The organism is Citrobacter sp. Awk 4 (genome assembly GCF_028069725.1).
Taxonomy (GTDB): domain Bacteria; phylum Pseudomonadota; class Gammaproteobacteria; order Enterobacterales; family Enterobacteriaceae; genus Citrobacter_D.
Genome location: NZ_JANEWG010000071.1, coordinates 1 through 20,061, shown reverse-complemented (window position 1 = coordinate 20,061; position 20,061 = coordinate 1). Strand labels below are relative to the sequence as shown.

4 protein-coding genes are annotated in these 20,061 nt (G+C 55.4%); 1 reads left to right on the top strand and 3 read right to left on the bottom strand.

The genetic code is table 11. The annotated features are described in order from the left end of the window. Positions 1-151: 151 nt before the first annotated feature. The 3 genes from NNO04_RS20510 to NNO04_RS22955 form a co-directional block, all read right to left on the bottom strand. Positions 152-16,816 (bottom strand): autotransporter-associated beta strand repeat-containing protein, encoded by a 16,665-nt coding sequence (locus tag NNO04_RS20510; RefSeq protein WP_271446225.1) that lies wholly within the window; start codon positions 16,814-16,816, stop codon positions 152-154. A 146-nt stretch (positions 16,817-16,962) separates the two neighbouring features. Beyond that, a complete protein-coding gene (locus NNO04_RS20505; protein WP_271446224.1) occupies positions 16,963-17,610 on the bottom strand; it encodes a hypothetical protein in 648 nt (215 codons plus the stop codon). An 84-nt stretch (positions 17,611-17,694) separates the two neighbouring features. Next, positions 17,695-17,964 (bottom strand): LysR family transcriptional regulator, encoded by a 270-nt coding sequence (locus tag NNO04_RS22955; protein ID WP_442870754.1) that lies wholly within the window; start codon positions 17,962-17,964, stop codon positions 17,695-17,697. A 505-nt stretch (positions 17,965-18,469) separates the two neighbouring features. On the opposite strand from NNO04_RS22955, the gene NNO04_RS20500 reads away from it, so the two are divergent. Next, positions 18,470-20,020 (top strand): EAL domain-containing protein, encoded by a 1,551-nt coding sequence (locus tag NNO04_RS20500; RefSeq protein WP_271446223.1) that lies wholly within the window; start codon positions 18,470-18,472, stop codon positions 20,018-20,020. Positions 20,021-20,061: the final 41 nt, after the last annotated feature.

Here is a 20,061-nt window from a genome sequence, read left to right as displayed (position 1 = left end):
CATCTTACTGCTGGTTGCATATCAAAGACAGTCAAAACAAACTAATTAATTAACTAAATTTAAAGTGACACCAGCATTAAATATCTAACGAACCAGCAACGCGCGCTGAGGAGTGAATCCTGTAAATCACTCACTCCTCAGCATTTCCTCATTAAAAATTATATTTCACACCCAGTGTGGCAGAGGTATCGCTGTAGCCTTTATCCCCAACCTGGACGCCCACATTGCCCCAGACGCTCAGGCGTGAATTCAGTTGCCCTTCAACACCGGCTTTCACTTCCCCTGTATTCCGGGCACCATCCTGAGATAACGAACTTCCGTCCATGCGGGTGCCGAAACTTTGGGTATTGTGGATCCAGTTGATCTCCACATACGGTTCGAAGTTACGATTTTTTCCCTCATCCAGTTTGCTGTGACTTTTCAGGAAGGTACGCACGCCAAGACGAGTCTGAACATTGTCATCGCCTTCACCGGTGACACGAGTACCATTATCTTCATGGTGCTCATCCGCCTTCACGCCCATCCAGATTGCCTGCGCCTGAGGCTGGATATACCACTCACCCTCAGTACCCTGACTTCCGGTAAAATTACCCAGTTTGTGCGTGTATCCCAGTTCCAGTGACGTCGTGACACCTTTCGACTTGTACGACTCTGACTGTACCTTCTCGCCTTTCACCGTATTGTCAAACCAGCCGTACTGAGCCCAACTGTCCAGATACATTCCTTGTTTGGTTTCGTCATTTTGATACCAGGTAGCATAAAGCCCGGTGCTGTACCCGTTGACGGAGCCATCAGAACTGTAGCCGGTAACGCCGGAATGGGAGTTGCTGCTGTTCCTGCCATAACCAGCCATCACGCCAAGGTGCAGGCCTTGCACCCCATCCGGGCTCCACTGTGCAATTTCACCGCCCAGTTGTGTCACATAGCGGTTGCTTTGTGTGTCAAGCTGCCCGCTGCTGTCGCTCCAGCGGTTATGTCCGCCCACCTGGCGCAACCACATACTGGTCACCTTCTGCTCGCCGGTCAGTGCATCCGTGTACTGCGTTTCACCTGCACGATCATGCAAGCGGTGAACAAACATGGTATTTGCCGCCGCCAGGTTGGCGGTATAGCTGGCCGATTCCGGACGAACGCCTGATGTTCCTTTTTTCTTCGGCGTCGACGTATCCTTGCTGGTCAGGTACCAGTCCTTACCTTTCTTCACAAGGCTGTAGTCATAGATCCCGGCGACGATACGCCCGGACTTGGTGAACGTCCCGTTCGACTGCCCCCCCACATCCACGACCTGAATACCTTCGACGGTCTGAGCACCACGGCCGCCGAGATTATTGATCTTAACGAAGGTGTTACCACTGGTATTCCCGTTAATGACAAGTTTATCGGTGGCTGATTTGTCTCCCCCCAGTACGGAATTCAATATCACCGTACCGTCCTGTCCATGCCAGTTGGTGGCCGTCAGGGTATGTCCTTTTGTCATTGACTGAGAGGACGGTGCGACAAAGTTAATGGTACCGGCAAGATTCACATCATCGACCAGTGAATCTGCTGTCATATTCCAGCGGCTGACGGAATCAATATTCACATCCGTCGGATCGATCCACCCGGTCAGTGTCGCACCATGACGCAATGACAATGAGGTGTTGTCTTTCGCGATGATATTACTGACCAGCTGCGCGCCGCCACGGGAACCATCCAGAACCAGATCGCCACCATCAATGCGCGTGGTGCCTGTCCAGCCCGTTTTACCGGTCAGAACCACCTCACCGTCACCCTTCTTAACCAGTTCGCCCGTCCCACTGATATTGTTACTCATCGTACCGGTCGCGCCATCAAGCGCCAGCGTGCCGTCAGAAACAATATTGCCGCTGCCAAGTCCCGCCACATTATTCAGGCTGGCAGTTGCACCTTTACTGATTTGGGTAATGGCGCTGAGTCCGGTGTTAGCCCCACGCACATCAAAGGTTCCCCCCAGAATGTTAATCTTACCGGCGCCCGTCAGCGTCCCCGCAGAAAGCCCCCCATTGCTGAGAGCGAAAGTTCCGCCGTTCAGGTTTAACGACGAGCCCGCTGCGCCGTTCAGTTCCCCGACCGTCTGCGTTTTGCCATTCAGATCAAAACCGGTATTGCCAGCCAGCGTGAGCAGGCGGGTTTTACCCAGTGCATTATCGGCTGCAGCACGCAGCGTACCCGAACTCACTGTTGTCTCGCCGGTATAGTCGTTGTTCGCATTGGACAACGACACCACACCCGTATCTGCATCGACAGCAAGGGTACCGCTTCCTGTCACTTTGGCAGACATATCTGCCGAGGCATTGGTGGCCCCCGTATCCTGCGCCAGCGTCAGCGTTTTACCCGCCTGAAGATCCAGTTCTGTCAGACCATAGTTCACATACAGTCCATCAGAATCCGCTCCCGAGGTCACACGGTAGTCATACGTCCCCCGTGCGACGAGATTGCCATTCTGGTTAATATCAACCTTCCGTGCGGCCGTGATCGTGCTGCCATCTTTATTGAGTAACTGGATGGCACCGCCGCTACCGGTGACGGTCGTGGATTTAACCAGCTGTACGCCGGTGTTGATTTCATCCTGCATCAGAAGATTCAACGAATTGTTCGTATCACGCGCTTGCGGAACATACGATGCAGGGGCGTTAATGTACACCGTACCGGTATGACTGATATCCAGGGTATCAGCAGTGATCAGACTGGTCGCCAGAATCTCATCAGGTGCCGTGGCGTTAAACATCACTTTACCGTCATTGATAATTAATCCGCCGATCTGCTGATTACCATCCCCCACTGTCGTTACGTTGCCGCTTCCCACAGACAGTTTGCCGTGAGTCAGCGCGGTGGTGTTATCACCGGACAGCGAAAACGTATTGTCTGTCAGTACCGCCGTTCCGGTGAAGGCTGAGCCCGCTGCACTGCCGAAGGAGAATGCCTGACCATGACCGGAGGCATTCAACGTACCGGCTCCTGTCAGGGCATTATTAAAGCTGAACGCCCCCTGAGTCAGCGCATTCACCACGCCACCTGCGGCAATATCCACCCCACCCGAGCCAAGATTATCTGTACTGCTCACCGCGTCAGTGGTGACAGCCAGTGTTCCCGTATCGGTAACACGCCAGTTACCGGTATAGGCCGTATTGGCCGCCGTAATGGTCGCCTGAGCGCCACTTACCGTGGTTGTTCCTGTGCCAGTGAGTTGATTGCTAAAGTCGCTGACATCAGTGAAGGCCAGTTCCAGCCCCGTGCCAGCATTACCCTGCTCTGTATTGATGCTAATCGCACCGGTTCCCGCCCCCTGGTTGCCATTCAGCTGCAGCGTACCGGCGGAGATCGTCGTGCCGCCACTGTAGCTGTTGACGCCGCTCAGGATCGTTCTGCCGGTGCCCGTCTGATTCACCACCCCGCTACCGGAAATCACCCCGCTAAAGGTTGCCGAATCGCTGCGGTTAAAGGCCAGCGCGCCATCGTTGGTCACATTCCCGGTGATGGAGCCTGTCGTACCACCGTCACCCAGTTGCAGGGTGGCCGCCGTGTTGATCGTCGTCCCGCCGCCGTAGGTGTTGTTCCCCGCCAAGACCTGCGTTCCGGTCGCCTGCACCAGCGCCAGTTGCTCACCGGTGATGGCACCCGCAAACACGCTCGTCGCCGTGTCATTCAGCGTCAGGGTGATGGCCGTGGTTGTACCGTTGGTCACCGTGCCCGCGCCCGTCAGGTTAGTCAGCGACTGGTGATAACCGTTGGTGTCCAGCGTCGCGTCAGCATTCACCGCTACATTGGCGGACGTCGCTATCACATTAAGCGCGCCAGCCTGCAGGGTGCCCGCCGCCACTGTGGTGTCGCCGGTAAAATCGTTGGTTGTGTTGGACAGTGACAATATACCGGAACCGGCATCGACCCGCAGGCTACCGCTGCCGGTTACCTTCGCTGACATGTCCGCCGACGCACCCGTGGCTCCGCTGTTTTGTGCCAGCGTCAGGGTCTGACCGTTTTGCAGATCCAGTTGTTTCAGTCCGTATGAGACATACAGACCGTCCTGGCGGGTACCCGTGCTCAGACGATAGTCATAAGTTCCGAGCGCCACCAGATTCCCGCCCTGCTGCACGTTGATCTGCTGCCCGGCACTGAGCACATTACCATTCTGGTCCTGCAGACTCAGCGCCCCGGCATTACCGGTCGTTGTGGTGGCCGATACCAGGCGGGTCCCCAGGTTTACATCGTCCTGTTCAAGTAACGACAATTCTGTGGATGGCGCTTGCGTCGGCAGTTCATACGAAGTCGGTAACACAACCTGCACTGTGCCCGCGCCGCTGACATCCAGCGTATTCGCCTGCACCAGACTGGTGGCGTCTACCTGCGCCGGCACCGTGGCATTGAAGATGACTTTACCGCCATCAATGTCAAGACCACCAATCGACTGTTTACCGTCCGCCACCGTGATCGCACTGCCGCTGCCAGAGCGAAGCGTGGCCGCAGCCAGCGCCCCGGTATTTTCCCCACCCAGGTTGAAGGTGGCGTTCTGCAGATCAACCGTACCGCTGAAGCCCGCGCCCATTGCCGCCGTGGCAAAGTTAACGTTATTCCCGGCCGCCGTGACCGCTACCAGACCGCTGCCGGTCAGGGTGTTGTTCAGCGTGTAATCCGCACCCCAGTCCACCGCCAGCGTCGCGCCGGAGGCAATATCAATGGCTCCCTGCACGCTGCCGGTCGTACCGCCATTACCCAGTTGCAGGGTACCGGCAGAGATCGTCGTATCACCACTGTAGGTATGGGTTCCGGTAAACAGCGTTTTGCCCGCGCCCATTTGCGTAACGTGGCCGCTGCCTGAAATCACGCCGCTAAACGTCGTCTCATCGCTGCGATTAAAGGTCAGCGCGCCATTGTTGGTCACATTGCCCGTAATGGAGCCGGTCGTACCACCATCACCCAGTTGCAGCGTCCCGGCAGAAATGGTCGTGCCACCGCTGTAGCTGTTGTTGCCAGTCAGTATTGTGCTGCCTGAACCCATCTGATTCACTGCGCCCGTGCCGGAAATCACGCCCGCAAAGGTCGCCGTATCACTGTGGTTAAAGGCCAGTACACCGTTGTTGGCCACATTCCCTGTAATGGCACCGCTTGTTCCACCATTCCCCAGTTGCAGCGTACCGGCAGAGATGGTGGTGCCGCCGCTGTAGCTGTTGACACCGGTCAGGATTGTTCTGCCGGTGCCCATCTGATTTATCGCTCCGCTACCGGCGATAACGCCAGTAAACGTCACCGTATCGCTGCGGTTAAAGGCCAGCGCGCCGTTGTTGGTCACATTCCCCGTGATGGAGCCCGTCGTCCCGCCGTTACCCAGTTGCAGGGTGGCCGCCGTGTTGATCGTCGTCCCGCCGCCGTAAGTGTTGCTCCCCGTCAGAACCTGAGTGCCGGTTGCCTGCACCAGCGCCAGTTGTGTTCCCGTAATCGTTCCTGAGAAGACGCTCGTGGCCGTATCATTCAGCGTCAGGGTGGTGGCCGTGGTTGTACTGTTAGTCACCGTGCCAGCACCCGTCAGGTTAGTCAGCGACTGGTGATAACCATGCGTATCCAGCGTAGCACCCGCATTCACCGCTACGTTGGCAGACGTTGCAATCACATTGCGGGCATCGGCCTGCAGAGTGCCCGCAGCCACCGTGGTATCGCCGGTAAAATCGTTGGTCGTGTTGGACAACGACAGTACACCCGTACCGGCATCAACCCGCAGACTACCGCTGCCGGTAATCTTCGCCGACATATCCGCCGACGCGCCGGTTGCTCCGTCACGTTCTGCCAGCGTCAGGGTCTGACCGTTTTGCAGATCCAACTGTTTGAGTCCGTAGGAGACATACAGCCCGTCCTGGCTGGTGCCCGTGCTCAGACGATAATCGTAAGTGCCGAGCGCCACCAGGTTTCCATCCTGCTGCACATTGATCTGCTGCGCCGCACTGATGGTATTGCCGTTCTGGTCCTGCAGACTCAGCGCCCCGCCGCTGCCGGTCGCCGAACTGGTCGACACCAGACGGGTGAGCACATTCACGTCATCCTGCTCAAGCAGTGACAAATCCGTTGATGGTGGAGGCGTCGGCAGCACATACGGTGTCGGTAACGTGACCTGCACAGTCCCTGCGCCGCTGGCATCCAGCGTATTTGCCTGCACCAGACTGGTGGCGTCTACCTGCGCCGGCACCGTGGCGTTGAAGATGACTTTACCGCCATCAATGGCAAGACCGCCGATAGACTGTGTACCGTCCGCCACCGTGGTCACGCTGTTGCTACCAAGACGCAGGGTGGCCGCGGTCAGTGCACCGGTATTCACACCGCCAAGACTAAAGACGGCGTTCTGCAGGTCAACTGTACCGCTAAAGCCCGCGCCCGTTGCTGCAGAGGCAAAGTTAACGTCATTTCCTGCTGCTTTGACCGCCACCAGACCGCTGCCGGTCAGGGTGTTGTTCAGCGTGTAATCCGCGCCCCAGTCCACCGCCAGCGTCGCGCCGGAGGCAATATCAATAGCCCCCTGCACGCTACCGGTCGTTCCGCCATTGCCCAGTTGCAGGGTCCCGGCGGAGATCGTTGTACCACCGCTGTAGGTGTGGGTAGCGGTGAAGATGGTTTTACCGGTCCCCACCTGAGTGACCCGACCGCTGCCTGAAATCACGTTAGCAAACGTCGTTGCATCACTGCGGTTAAAGGTCAGCGCGCCGTTGTTGAGCACGTTGCCCACGATGGCACCGCTCGTTCCGCCATTACCCAGTTGCAGCGTACCGGCAGAGATAGTCGTGCCGCCGCTGTAGCTGTTGTTGCCACTGAGCGTAAAGACGCCGGTGCCGGTTTTAGTCAGCCCGCCCGTCCCGCTCATCGTGCCGCTGAAGGTGGTGTCGCTGACGGCGTTTTCCGTCAGCGTTGCACTGCCCAGTGTCACATTACCGGCACCCGACAGGTTACGCGCCGTCTGGTTAAAGTTGTTCAGATCCAGCGTCGCGCCAGATGCCACCGCCACGTTTGCGCTCTGCGCAAAAGCGTTAGCAATCCCGGCCTTCAGCGTACCGCCGTTGACCCGTGTGTCGCCGGTGTAGGTGTTGACCGCCGACAGCGTCAGGACGCCCAGCCCGGCTTTGGTCAGCGTTTTACCGTCCCAGCCGCTGGTATACGTGCCCGTCGCCTGGTCGCCCAGCGCCACGTCCACATTAAAGGCATCCGTGGCCCCGGCCAGCGTAAAGCTGCCGTTGCCGAAAGCCTGCCCTTCCAGCCAGCTCAGTCCGTAGCCGACGTTGTAGTCGTTGCCGCTGACGCGGCCCGCCAGACGCAGGTAGTCCACCGCGCTCGCCGCGCCGTTAAGGTTCACACTGCTGAAGTCGCCGGTGATGCCGTTAGTGGTGCGGACAACCGTGTACTGCGTACCGGTAAGCCCGCTGGCGCTGGCCGGGGCAGCCGTGCTGTAACCGGTCAGACTCAGCGTGCCGTTCAGATTCGCCGTCTGTGCCGTGACCGCCGGCTGGGTGCCTTTCGCCACCAGCAGCGACGCGCCCGCCGCCTGGGTCAGTGCCCCGCTCAGCACCACATTCGCGCTCTGGTCGATACGGGTGCTGGCACCCGTTGCCGTGTTCAGGCTGGCGGCGTTAAACGCCCCGCTCTGCCCAAAGGCCAGCGTGCCGCCACTGACCGTCGTCGCCCCCTGATTCGACCCCGTGCCGGTCAGGGTGGTGGTGCCGCTGCCCGTCTTGCTCAGGGTTCCGCTGCCACTCAGCACATTGGCCAGGGTGCCGTTCTGGGCGAAGTCCAGTCGCAGTGCGGCGTTGTTGGCCACCGCGCCGGTGCCCATCGCACTGCCGTTCTGCGCCACCAGCGTACCGGAAGAAATGGTCGTGCCGCCGCTGTAGCTGTTGTTACCGCTGAGGGTAAAGACGCCAGTGCCGGCTTTAGTCAGCCCGCCCGTCCCGCTCATCGAGCCACTGAAAGTGGTGTCGCTGACGGCGTTTTCCGTCAGCGTTGCACTGCCCAGTGTCACATTACCGGCACCCGACAGGTTACGCGCCGTCTGGTTAAAGTTGTTCAGATCCAGCGTCGCGCCAGATGCCACCGCCACGTTTGCGCTCTGCGCAAAGGCATCAGCAATCCCGGCCTTCAGCGTACCGCCGTTGACCCGTGTGTCGCCGGTGTAGGTGTTGACCGCCGACAGCGTCAGAACGCCCAGCCCGGCTTTGGTCAGCGTTTTACCGTCCCAGCCGCTGGTATACGTGCCCGTCGCCTGGTCGCCCAGCGCCACATCCACATTAAAGGCGTCCGCAGCCCCCGCCAGCGTAAAGCTGCCGTTGCCGTAAGCCAGTCCTTCCCGCCAGCTCAGTCCGTAGCCGACGTTGTAGTCGTTGCCGCTGACGCGGCCTGCCAGACGCAGGTAGTCCACCGCGCTCGCCGCGCCGTTAAGGTTCACACTGCTGAAGTCACCGGTGATGCCGTTAGTGGTACGGATAACTGTGTACTGCGTGCCGGTAAGCCCGCTGGCGCTGGCCGGAGTGGCCGTGCTGTAGCCGGTCAGACTCAGCGTGCCGTTCAGATTCGCCGTCTGTGCCGTGACCGCCGGCTGGGTGCCTTTCGCCACCAGCAGCGACGCGCCCGCCGCCTGGGTCAGTGCCCCGCTCAGTGCCACGTTCGCGCTCTGGTCGATGCGGGTGCTGGCACCCGTTGCCGTGTTCAGGCTGGCGGCGTTAAACGCCCCGCTCTGGGCAAAGGCCAGCGTGCCGCCACTGACCGTCGTCGCCCCCTGATTCGACCCCGTGCCGGTCAGGGTGGTGGTACCGCTGCCCGTCTTGCTCAGCGTTCCGCTGCCACTCAGCACATTGGCCAGGGTGCCATTCTGGGCGAAATCCAGTCGCAGGGCGGCGTTGTTGGCCACCGCCCCGGTGCCCATCGCACTGCCGTTCTGCGCCACCAGCGTACCGGCTGAAATGGTCGTGCCGCCGCTGTAGCTGTTGTTGCCACTGAGCGTAAAGACGCCGGTGCCGGTTTTAGTCAGCCCGCCCGTCCCGCTCATCGAGCCACTGAAAGTGGTGTCGCTGACGGCGTTTTCCGTCAGCGTTGCGCTGCCCAGTGTCACATTACCGGCACCCGACAGGTTACGCGCCGTCTGGTTAAAGTTGTTCAGATCCAGCGTCGCGCCAGATGCCACCGCCACGTTTGCGCTCTGCGCAAAAGCGTCAGCAATCCCGGCCTTCAGCGTACCGCCGTTGACCCGTGTGTCGCCGGTGTAGGTGTTGACCGCCGACAGCGTCAGGACGCCCAGCCCGGCTTTGGTCAGCGTTTTGCCGTCCCAGCCGCTGGTGTACGTGCCCGTCGCCTGGTCGCCCAGCGCCACGTCCACATTAAAGGCATCCGTGGCCCCGGCCAGCGTAAAGCTGCCGTTGCCGAAAGCCTGCCCTTCCAGCCAGCTCAGTCCGTAGCCGACGTTGTAGTCGTTGCCGCTGACGCGGCCTGCCAGACGCAGGTAGTCCACCGCGCTCGCCGCGCCGTTAAGGTTCACACTACTGAAGTCGCCGGTGATGCCACTGGTGGTGTGGATAACCGTGTACTGCGTGCCGGTAAGCCCGCTGGCAGTTGCCGGTGCGGCTATCCCAAAACCGGTGATATTCAGCGCGCCATTCAGACTGGCCGTCGCCGCTGTCACCGCCGTTTTAGCTTGTGTATCCGCCACACCATTGAAGGTCGCCCCCGCCGCCTGGGTGTATGCCCCACTCAGTACGAGATTGGCGCTCTGATTGACGGTGATAGCCGCGCCACTGGTAACATTCAGGCTGGCAGCGTTAAAAGCTCCGCTCTGACCAAAGGCCAGCGTGCCACCACTGACCGTCGTCGCCCCCTCGCGGGAGCCAGTCCCGGTCAGAGTGGTGGTGCCGCTGCCCGTCTTGCTCAGCGTTCCGCTGCCGTTCAGGACGTTCGCCAGGGTGCCATCCGTTGCAAAATCCAGCTGCAGGGCGGCATTGTTAGCCACCGCGCCGGTGCCCAGCGCGGTGCCGTTCTGCGCCGTCAGCGTACCGGCAGAGATGGTGGTGCCGCCGCTGTAGCTGTTGTTGCCGCTCAGGATCGTTTTACCTGTGCCAGTCTGATTCACCACGCCGCTGCCGGAAATCACGCCAGCAAAAGTTGCCGTGTCGCTGCGGTTAAAGACCAGTGTGCCGTTGTTGGTGACATTCCCCGTGATCGAGCCGCCGGTGCCGCCATTACCCAGTTGCAGCGTTCCCCCGGAAATCGTGGTGCCACCGCTCCAGGTATTGCTGTTTGTCAGTGTTAACGTGCCAGTATTGGTTTTGGTCAGGGCTCCGGTCCCCCCCACCACGCCGCTCATCGTCAGTGTCGTGCCCGATGCGGTATCAATAGTACCGCCTCCCGCATTAAGGGTGGTCGCCCGTGCCGTGCTGAAGCTCTCTGTGGTCGCCAGCGTACCGCTGTCAAAACTGAGTGACCCTGTTGCTGCCCCCAGATTCGCATCACTCGATACCTGCACAATACCGCCATTAATCGCTGTGCCGCCGGTATACGTATTGGTTCCCGCCAGAACCAGCCTGCCGGTGTTTGTCTTGCTAAGCGATCCACTGCCCCCGATCACGCCACTCATCATCAGCGTTGTACCGGATGCGGTATTAAGGGTGCCACCATTGGCATTGAGGGTGGTGGTACGCGCCGTGGTAAAGCCCGCCGTCGTGGCCAGCGTGCCGCCGTCGAAGCTCAGCGTTCCTGCTACCGCACCCAGGTTGGTGTTGCTGGAAACCTGCAGTACGCCGCCGTTGATCCGGGTGCCACCGGTCCAGGTGTTAGTCCCTGTCAGCACCAGCGTACCCAGATCAGTTTTGGTGACAGATGTCGCCCCTTGCAAGACTGAAGCGATCGTCGCAGTCATATTGCTGCTGGCGTCGGAACCATCGCCAACGCGCAGTACAGGTGAACTGCCATCTACGGGTGAGTTGACTAATGTGATGGCACCGCCGTTAATCAGGTAGCCATCTGTCGTGAACTGTATACCCGATGACTCAATCTGACCTGAGGTATTGTCCACTGTGACGGTGCCTGCAGTGCCGCTAAATACCGCAAAGGATTTATTACCGTAGGCGGAGTTACTCGACCCCGAGGCGTCGGCCCATGCCGTCTGCCCCAGTAAACGCCAGGTTCCGGTACCGCCTTCGCCACTCCCCTGGTTATAGTTACCAGAGTTCATACCATCCCAGAACGCAAGCAACTGTCCGGTGCTGTTAACCAGGTTCACCTGACCAGGCACCGAACTTTGCAGCGCAAGCGTCGTCCCCGCCGGAACGGTACCCAGCACCAGCCCATTGTTGGTCAATGTGCCGTTGTAGTTAAAGACACGATAAACACCCGCAGAGAAGGTTCCCCCCGTTGGTGTGGTGACATTGAGACGCCCGTCCAGAGTCAGGTTACCGTTGACGTCAGTGCGGGTGTTTTCCACCACGCCGTTAACGCTGCCGAACTGGTAATTAAGGTTTGAAAGGTCATTGAGCGCCAGGTTGCCATTGATGGTCAACGTGCCACCGGTACCATTTTCGCTACCTGGCATCAGAGTGGCGCCATTCGCAATCGTGACATTGCCACCGATGGTCCCCATACCGCCCAGCGTCGCGCCGCTTGCGACCGTTGTCGCGCCGGTCGCGGCAGACTGGTTGCCGTCAATATACAGAGCGCCCGCAGACACGGTGGTTGCGCCGGTATAGGTGTTGGCCCCTGTCAGCACCGTAGTGCCTAAGCCAAGCTTCGTTAAACTGCCCGCCCCGGAAATCAGCGCGTTTTGATCGGTCATTGAGCCATTGCTGGCGTTAAACGCCAGTGTGCCGCCCGCCATGTTCACGTTGCCGACGATGGAACCATCCGTCGTGCCATCACCCAGCTGTAAAATACCGCTAGTGATCGTGGTGCCGCCGGTATAGGTCTGCGTTCCCGTCAGGCTGAGTGTGCCTGTGCCCAACTTACTGAGCGCTCCCGTTCCCGAGATAAGATTAGACCAGGTCACGTTATCGCTGCGGTTAAACGCCAGCGTACCGTTGTTAGTAATATCGCCGCTTACCCACCCGGAGGTGCCGCCATTCCCCAGTTGCAGCGTACCGGCAGAAATGGTTGTCCCACCAGTATGTGTATTGTTACCCGTTAACACCGAGGTGCCAGTACCTATCTGCTCAAAAGACCCTGCGCCACTCATCGAGCCGCTATAAAGATAGGTGTCACTACGATTGAACTTTAATGCAGCGCCACTGGATATTCTCACCGGTGCCGCGCCAATAGTGCCGCGAGTTCCCCCGTCACCGACAATCAGTGTTCCCGCATAAACCCGTAAGGCGTATCCTCCGTCCTGATAACTGGTGTTTGCTAACACCATTGTGCCGGCACCGCTCTTGGAGATACCTTTTGAATCTCTGTAACCACCGACCTGGTTGAAATTGCCTGTCATCGTTAACGTCGTTCCGGCGTCAGTGATAAAACCAACAGATTGCTGGTTACCACTACCGTAAAACGAGGTAAAGCCAAAATCGACGTCATTGGCCAGCGTCATACTTGCTGTCGTCCGGAGATTCCCCCCACCGCCGTAAACAGAATCTTGAGAACGCCCGGTGATTTTACCGGTACCCAGTGCATTTGCGGAGTTAATGACAACCGTGCCGTATTCGCTGAGGATAATTCCACCACTACTGGTGTTATTACCGGTGATATAGGTTGTCCCCCCCTGAAACTCGAGCGTTCCGGTTCCGGAGATATTGCCGCTGAAAGTGCCTCCGTTGCTAAAAATCTTGCCCCCGCTGGTGTTAACCAAAATATCGCGGGCAATCGTTGCGTTTGTTTGTAACTGACCACCGTTAAAGGTCAGTCTCCCGGAGACATTGCCAAGGTTATTATCGTTAGAAACTGACAACAGCCCACCATTCAGCGTCGTGCCGCCAGTGTAGGTATTTACGCCACTGAGCGTTGTGGTGCCAGACAGTTGTGAGACGCCACCGCTGCCGGAAATCTGGTTGGCAACTGTTTTGCTGCCGTTAAACCTGAATGCCAGCGTGCCATTGTTTGTCACATTACCCGCGATCGAACCGTCGTTATTGGCTGTCCCGTCGCCCAGTTGCAGCACGCCAGAAGAGATGGTGGTGCCGCCGGTATAGGTATTCGAGGCGGTAAACACGGTGGTTCCCTGACCTTTTTGCGTCACGGAACCCGTACCAGAAATAACGCCGCCATAGTTGAGAGTGGAACCGGTCGTCGGCATAAACGCCAGCGCGGCATTGTTCACCACGTTACCCGGCAGCACGCCATTGGTGGTACCGTCGCCAATTTGCAGGGTGCCGGATGAAATGGTAGTCCCCCCGGTCCAGGTGTTTGCCCCGGTCAGAATGGCCGTTCCGTCGCCAATCATCCTCAGCGCCCCGGCGCCTGATATAACACCCGACAAAGCCATCGTGGTCCCACTCGCGGGTTTAAGCGCCAGTGTGCCAGCATTGGCGACATTACCCTGGATAGATCCATTGGTGGTGCCATCACCGAGTTGCAGGGTACCGCCGGAAATGTTGGTGCCCCCTGAGTACGTATTGGATCCAGTCAGGATCAACGTGCCAAGGTCCGTTTTGGAAAGCCCGGTCAGGCCACCCAGAATGGAATCAATCGTTGCTGTGTAAGAACTGCCGGCTGCAGTGCCATCACCCACCCTGACGATGGAATAACCACTATTTGCCGTCGTTTCATTTAACGTGATTTCATCACCGTTGATCCGATAGCCGTCAGTCATAAACTGCATACCTGTCACAGCCACTTGCCCCTGGCTGTTATCGACAGTGACTGTACCCGGCGTTCCCTGGAATACCGCAAAATTGGTGCTATAAGCGCTATTCGCCGCACCGGAACCGTCCGTCCAGTTGCTGTTAGCGCCCACACCAGTATTCCAGATCCCCGTACCGCCATCGATCGCGCTATTGTTATGACCCGTCGCGCCATCCCAGAAGGTGGTACCGGCATAATTATTAATCAGGTTAATCTGTCCGGCGACAGAGGTCTGCAGGGTCGCATTCGCGCCTGACGGCAGTGAGCCCAGCACCAGGCCATTGTTGGTTAGCGATCCGGCATAACTGATAATGCGGTAGACACCGGCATCAAAGGTGCCCCCTGTAGAGGTGGTGACGTTGAGGGTTCCCCCCAGCGTCAGGTTGCCGTTGACGACAGTCAGGTCGTTGAGTGAGCCGCCCACGGTACCAGCCTGACCGAGGTTGTAATTAAGAACAGCACCCGAGGAGAGCGCCAGATTGCCCCTGATAGTGAGCGTCCCGACGGTATCAGCAGAAGCCCCCGGCGTGAGAGTACCGCCGTCGGCAACGGTGACGCTGCCGCCAATAGTGCCACTCCCCCCGAGCGTCGCCCCGGAAGCCACTGTTGTCAGTCCGGTTGCCGACGACTGGTTGCCGTTGACGTAAAGCGTCCCGGCAGAAACGGTCGTTGCACCGGTATAGGTGTTATTTCCCGAAAGGGTCGTGGAGCCACTTCCGGTTTGCGCCACCGCACCACTGCCGGAAATAAGGTTGTTATATGACGTGATGTCACTGCGATTAAATGCGAGGGTTCCGTTATTGGTCACGTTCCCGGTTCCCAGTGAACCGGATGTCCCACCGTTGCCAATCTGTAATGTACCGGCAGTGATTGTGGTGCCACCGGTCCAGGTGTTTGCCCCGGTTAAGACCAGCGTCCCTGTATTGGCCTTGGTAAGCCGACCGCCGCCAGACGCTACCCCGTTCAGGGTCAGCGTGGTACCGTCCGCCACATCAAGGGTACCCGCCGCACTGAATGAGAGTGCGTGACTGGAGGAGAATGACGACGTCGTTGCCAGGGTGCCGTTGCTGAAAGACCAGGTTCCTGCAGCTCCGCCAAGATTACTGTTACTGGCAGCAACGACTTTACTGCCGGTCCAGAACCAGGTGCCTCCGGTATAGGTATTGTTACCGTTCAGGATCACGGTGCCGCCCGCAGTACCGTTACCGTAGAAAATAGCCCCGCCGCCCCCGGAAATGGTGCCATTAACCGTAACAGTTGCACCGTTGTACGCATCAATATTGCCATTAGCATTCAGAATGATATTACGCGCCAACGCTCCGCTCGACATAACGCGCAATACCCCACCACCAGTGTAGGTTATTCCGCTCGCTGCATTGCTACTCAGGTTGCTTTCATCGTTAATTTGCAGAGTGCCGGCATTGATGTTGGTCGTACCGGTATAGGTGTTGTTGGTCCCGGCCAGAATCACCGTACCGCCGCTAACGCCAAAGCTGCCTGCGCCAACGATCGGGGAGGTTAACGTCAGGTTTCCACTTGATGAGCTGAAATACCCCGTAGTCCCGCTGTTGAGGGTAAAAGTGCGCGCTGTCGTAAAGGTCGGAGCAGCCTGGAAGTAGCCAACGCCGTTGTTGAAGGTGACTCCCCCCAAAGCAGCACCCAGGTTACTGTCATTATTGACAATGATCCCACCGTTACCGCCGATGAACGTACCGCCACTGTAGGTGTTCGTTCCAGAGAGTGTTAGCCAATTTCCTGCTGTTTGGTTCACAGTACCGGTTCCTGAAATCACACCGGCAAAGTTATAAGCGGCCCCCCGACTGAAGTTCAGCGTGCCGTTGTTCTCAATGTTACCCGAGATAGAACTCGAACCACCGTTCAACTCTAACGTCGCGCCAGAGGCAATAGTTGCACCACTGGTGCTGTTGTTGGCATTCGTCAAGACCAACTTGCCCGCGGAAACAGTTACCCCACCGGTAAACGTATTATTCCCGCTCAGCGTGGTTGTGCCGCTGCCAATGTTCTGCAGTGCCCCCGTCCCCGAAATAATGCCGCTATAAGCGTATGCATTGCTCCGGTTAAAGACTAACACACCATTATTGACCGTTGCCCCTGCACCTAACGTCCCCGTCGTGCTGCCAGTCCCTACCTGCAATGTGCCGCCAGCACCGATGGTCGCGGTCCCCGTCCAGGTGTTTGCACCGTTCAGTACCGTTGTCCCGGTACCGGTAAAACCAAGGGCTCCATTCCCTGAGAGTACGCCATTAAAAGTCGCCGTCACACCGGGGGAGACATTGATGTTGCCGCCGCCGAGATTGATGGTCACATTACGGCTGCCGTTAAATGCGCCCGTAATGTTCAGCGTCCCCGTGGTTGACGGACTCCCCAGCGTCAGCACTCCGGCGGCCGCGCCGAGATTACTGTCGCTGGAGACTTCCAGTACCCCACCGCCGGAAACCGTCGTCCCGCCGCTGTAAGTATTGACTCCGCTCAGGATAAGCTTACCGCCCCCCGTTGACGCGAGCAGCCCGCTACCGCTAATAATAGAGTCGATCGTTGCTGTCGCGCCGCTGCTCACATTCACAACAGACTGTCCCGAAACGGTTTCAAGCGTCCCGCCGGAAAGTGTATAACCATCGATGGTGAAACTCAGATCCTGTACTTTTATCAGGCCGTCGAGCGTCACCGTGCCGCCAGTACCACCAAACCAGGCACTGTCGCCTGCGGCATTGTTCCACGGCATCGTAATGGTACCGTTATACCAGGCGCTGCTGGTGGTATCCCAGGTACCGCTCCCCCCGGAGCTCTGCCCTGTCGGCGACCAGACTAGCGTGGCAGCACTCGCCGCATTAAGCAGCGCCATCCCGCCCAATACGCCCATCGCCACTTTCCCGGCTCTTTTAGCCAAACGGCGTTCGCTTTTCGCTTTACCATGAGATTTGGCAATTTCTGAGACAACGACCCAGCACTGGAGGCTGGCATTCCAGACAATTTTAAAAACTTTATTCATCATTAACTCGCTAACAAATACTAAACCCGTTCATTTCCCAGAAGTTTTTCAGGAAACTCACGGATTTCATTGTTTTATTCCAGCCCCGGTGTGGGTGTTTTTTTAATGCTATTCGTCAAGTGTCTAAAAATGACATTTACAGTTTGTACTTATAGTTTTGCCAGTAGTGAGTCCATTTCACGAATATGAATATTCAGGTGTTTAGAGATTTTCCTGCGATAGGTCGCAGCCGTTTTGTAATGAATACCCATTCGCCGCGCCGTTTCTGTCAGTCCCATTTTTTCAGTCTGAATAACCAACCATTCAAGCTCCCGTTGCGTGATTCTGATCCCTCTGACCCTCTCTACTTTGTTTAATATCAGAGGGCTAAGGCTGGTGATGCTTTGTTTGTTTTTAGTGAAATAAATCAGGCGAATTAGCACATCAAGAGGTTCATCGCGATGCACGATGACATTCGGCCCACGATCAATTACTGCGGACAATAAAAAAGGGTCAGACAACGCCGTACAAACAACCACTTTAAAATGGCCAGCTTCTAATCCGGCTTTGACATTGTCCAGAAATTGTAATCCTTCACAAAGGGGTTCACTTCCGCTCACGAGTTCAGTAATAACCAGAACACGCTCCTTAGCAGCAATGCTAATTTGCAACTGTGTTTTCAACGCAGAAAATGTCGAAACCCTATAACTAACAGGCTGACCTGCATGATTATCAACGAGTGCACATAGCCCTACAGCACTAAAATAAAGGCTGTCCATGACCAATACGCGATTGAAAGAAAAAAAGGACGGTTGCATATCCCCCCCATTTCACTGGTATATAATTAACTAAAAAAACCAACAGGTGATCACTAGATAAATTATTTGATATTTTTAAATGGTTTAGCTTTTGTTAATGTTGTCTTTGGTAAGAATGGTATCAAAACTCATAAAACATGACTTAAGTTGCTGACTCAGCTTAATTGCATATTCAGTAGGCTCGAGACTTCTTCCTTCCCGGATGAATAACGGCTCATGAAAGTAATGCCTTACTCGCTTCAGATGGATACTGACTGACGACGGAGAACAGCCAAGAATCAAGGAAGCGCTGTATAAGCTTCCCGTTTCAACAAATACGATAAACACGATGATCGTTCTAAAATCGATCTCCATAAAATGGCGGTATTTAAAATCACAATCCATCGAACTCATACTTCACCTCGCCATCCATTTTCTTTTTTAGCTCCGGATAGCACGTAAAGTATAGAATTCTTATCCACAATTCAATATATACCCCTCGAGATCAAATAAGTATAAAATATCAAAGACACATAAAAAAACACACACGAGAATCTTAAAAAAACAAAATCAGCAGGATAAACAACATGAAAAATATAAAAACAAAGACATTTCAACTACCATGCATGACGGGTTGAATTGTTAACGGAAATTCAACTATTGAAATTAAATCGTCATTTAAAAAACACTAATTAAAAATAATTTACTTCTTTACGAAATTCCCCATATGATAAATTTCGTCTTTTTTATCAACTAAGAGCAATATTCCAGATCAGTATCCTCAGTAGATCCTGGTGAAATAACCCCAGCATTATTCTTTCAAAACAAAGCATTACAGATAAAACTATAAATAAACCCATGAGTGTGCTGATCGCCAAAGATGATGATATTGCAATATGCCTTAAACTCTCGAACTCTTAAAACCAGCCTGGTACATTCCATAGTCGCCAGTCTGCTATTTCTCATTTTAGGTCTAAGCATTACTTTCTGGCTAACGATCGCAAATGTAACGCAAGATGCAAAAATACAGCTTCAATATGCTCAACAATCTATTGAGAGTTCTCTGGACAGCGCGCGTCAGGTCGCTTCCACTGCAGCAGGTAGTCTTGGTAAACCATGTAGCGCAGCTGCTCAAAAACTAAGAATGCTGATAGAAATCTCACCTGAAATAAGCAGTATCGATCTTGCACGTGGAAATCGTATTTATTGCTCTTCTCTCCTTGTACCTGGCAATGAACACATTGATTTTGATAGTAGCATGAAAAATCAGATCTATCTGATTCAAGACGCCACCACAAAGCAAGAACACCCACTCATTATTTACCGGGAAATCGTCGGTAGAGATAGCATCGTCATAAAACTCTCTGCCCATTATTTGATAGACAAACTTGATGCTCTGAATATCAATTCACCATTGAGCGTGATCATTGGCGGAAAAAAATGGTGGTACAAATCACGTCCAACAGATCAACCTCGTCTTCCGGAGTCCCCCACAACCATAGAGAAAGCATCAGAACAATACCCACTTAGGGTTATTATAAATTTGTCATTTAAAAATTATGTGGAGAATATCAGGCGTTATTCACTGCCTAATGTTATCGTCTGGGCTTTTTTTAGCCTGATCTTTGGTTACTGGATATTTAAGAGATCAAGGCGGGTTTCACCTCCTCGTCAAGAGTTATTACGCGCGCTGGAACAACGCCAGTTTATACCGTATATACAACCTGTTGTAACCGCAAAAGGTGAGCACTGGGTTGGTTGCGAAATTCTTCTTCGCTGGCAACATCCGTGCAAAGGCATCATTTCACCAGACATATTTATACCAATGGCTGAGCAATGTGGTCTTCTGGTTCCCATGACACGAATGTTAATGGTGCAGATTCGCGAACAATTTGCTCCACAGAAACATCAATTACCTAACGGATTCCATTTTGCTTTCAATATCAGTGCCAGCCATTGCAAAAACCTCAGTCTGGTGAGTGACTGCCGGGATTTTATTAATGCGTTTCAGGGGCATCCCATTAAATTGATACTGGAATTAACTGAACGGGAGTTATTGATCGCCGACGATGTCACCCATCAACTGATTGAAGAGCTGCATAAACTGGGAGTACTCATTGCTATTGATGATTTCGGTACAGGAAATTCAAATCTGAGATACTTACAGAAACTTAAAATCGATTTTCTTAAGATCGACAAAAGTTTCGTCAGCATGATTGAAACCGACCCACCTTCTCGCCATATCGTCGATAATATCATTGATCTGGCAGCACGTCTGAATCTCTGGTTGGTGGCAGAAGGTGTCGAGGATGCATTCCAGGCGACCTATCTGAAAAATTGTGGCGTTGATTATCTACAAGGCTACTTATACAGTAAACCCATGCCTGCAAAAGATTTTATTTCAACATTACTGAGTAAAACCGCCCTCTAAAAATACCATAATATTCAGCATGATAAACTCAATATTGGCAC

What these genes read in the sequence shown, in the direction of transcription:
- NNO04_RS20505 (WP_271446224.1), bottom strand. Translation starts at nt 17,610, where the DNA reads ATGCAACCGTCCTTTTTTTCTTTCAATCGCGTATTGGTCATGGACAGC.
- NNO04_RS20500 (WP_271446223.1), top strand. Translation starts at nt 18,470, where the DNA reads ATGATGATATTGCAATATGCCTTAAACTCTCGAACTCTTAAAACCAGC.
- NNO04_RS20510 (WP_271446225.1), bottom strand. Translation starts at nt 16,816, where the DNA reads ATGATGAATAAAGTTTTTAAAATTGTCTGGAATGCCAGCCTCCAGTGC.
- NNO04_RS22955 (WP_442870754.1), bottom strand. Translation starts at nt 17,964, where the DNA reads ATGGAGATCGATTTTAGAACGATCATCGTGTTTATCGTATTTGTTGAA.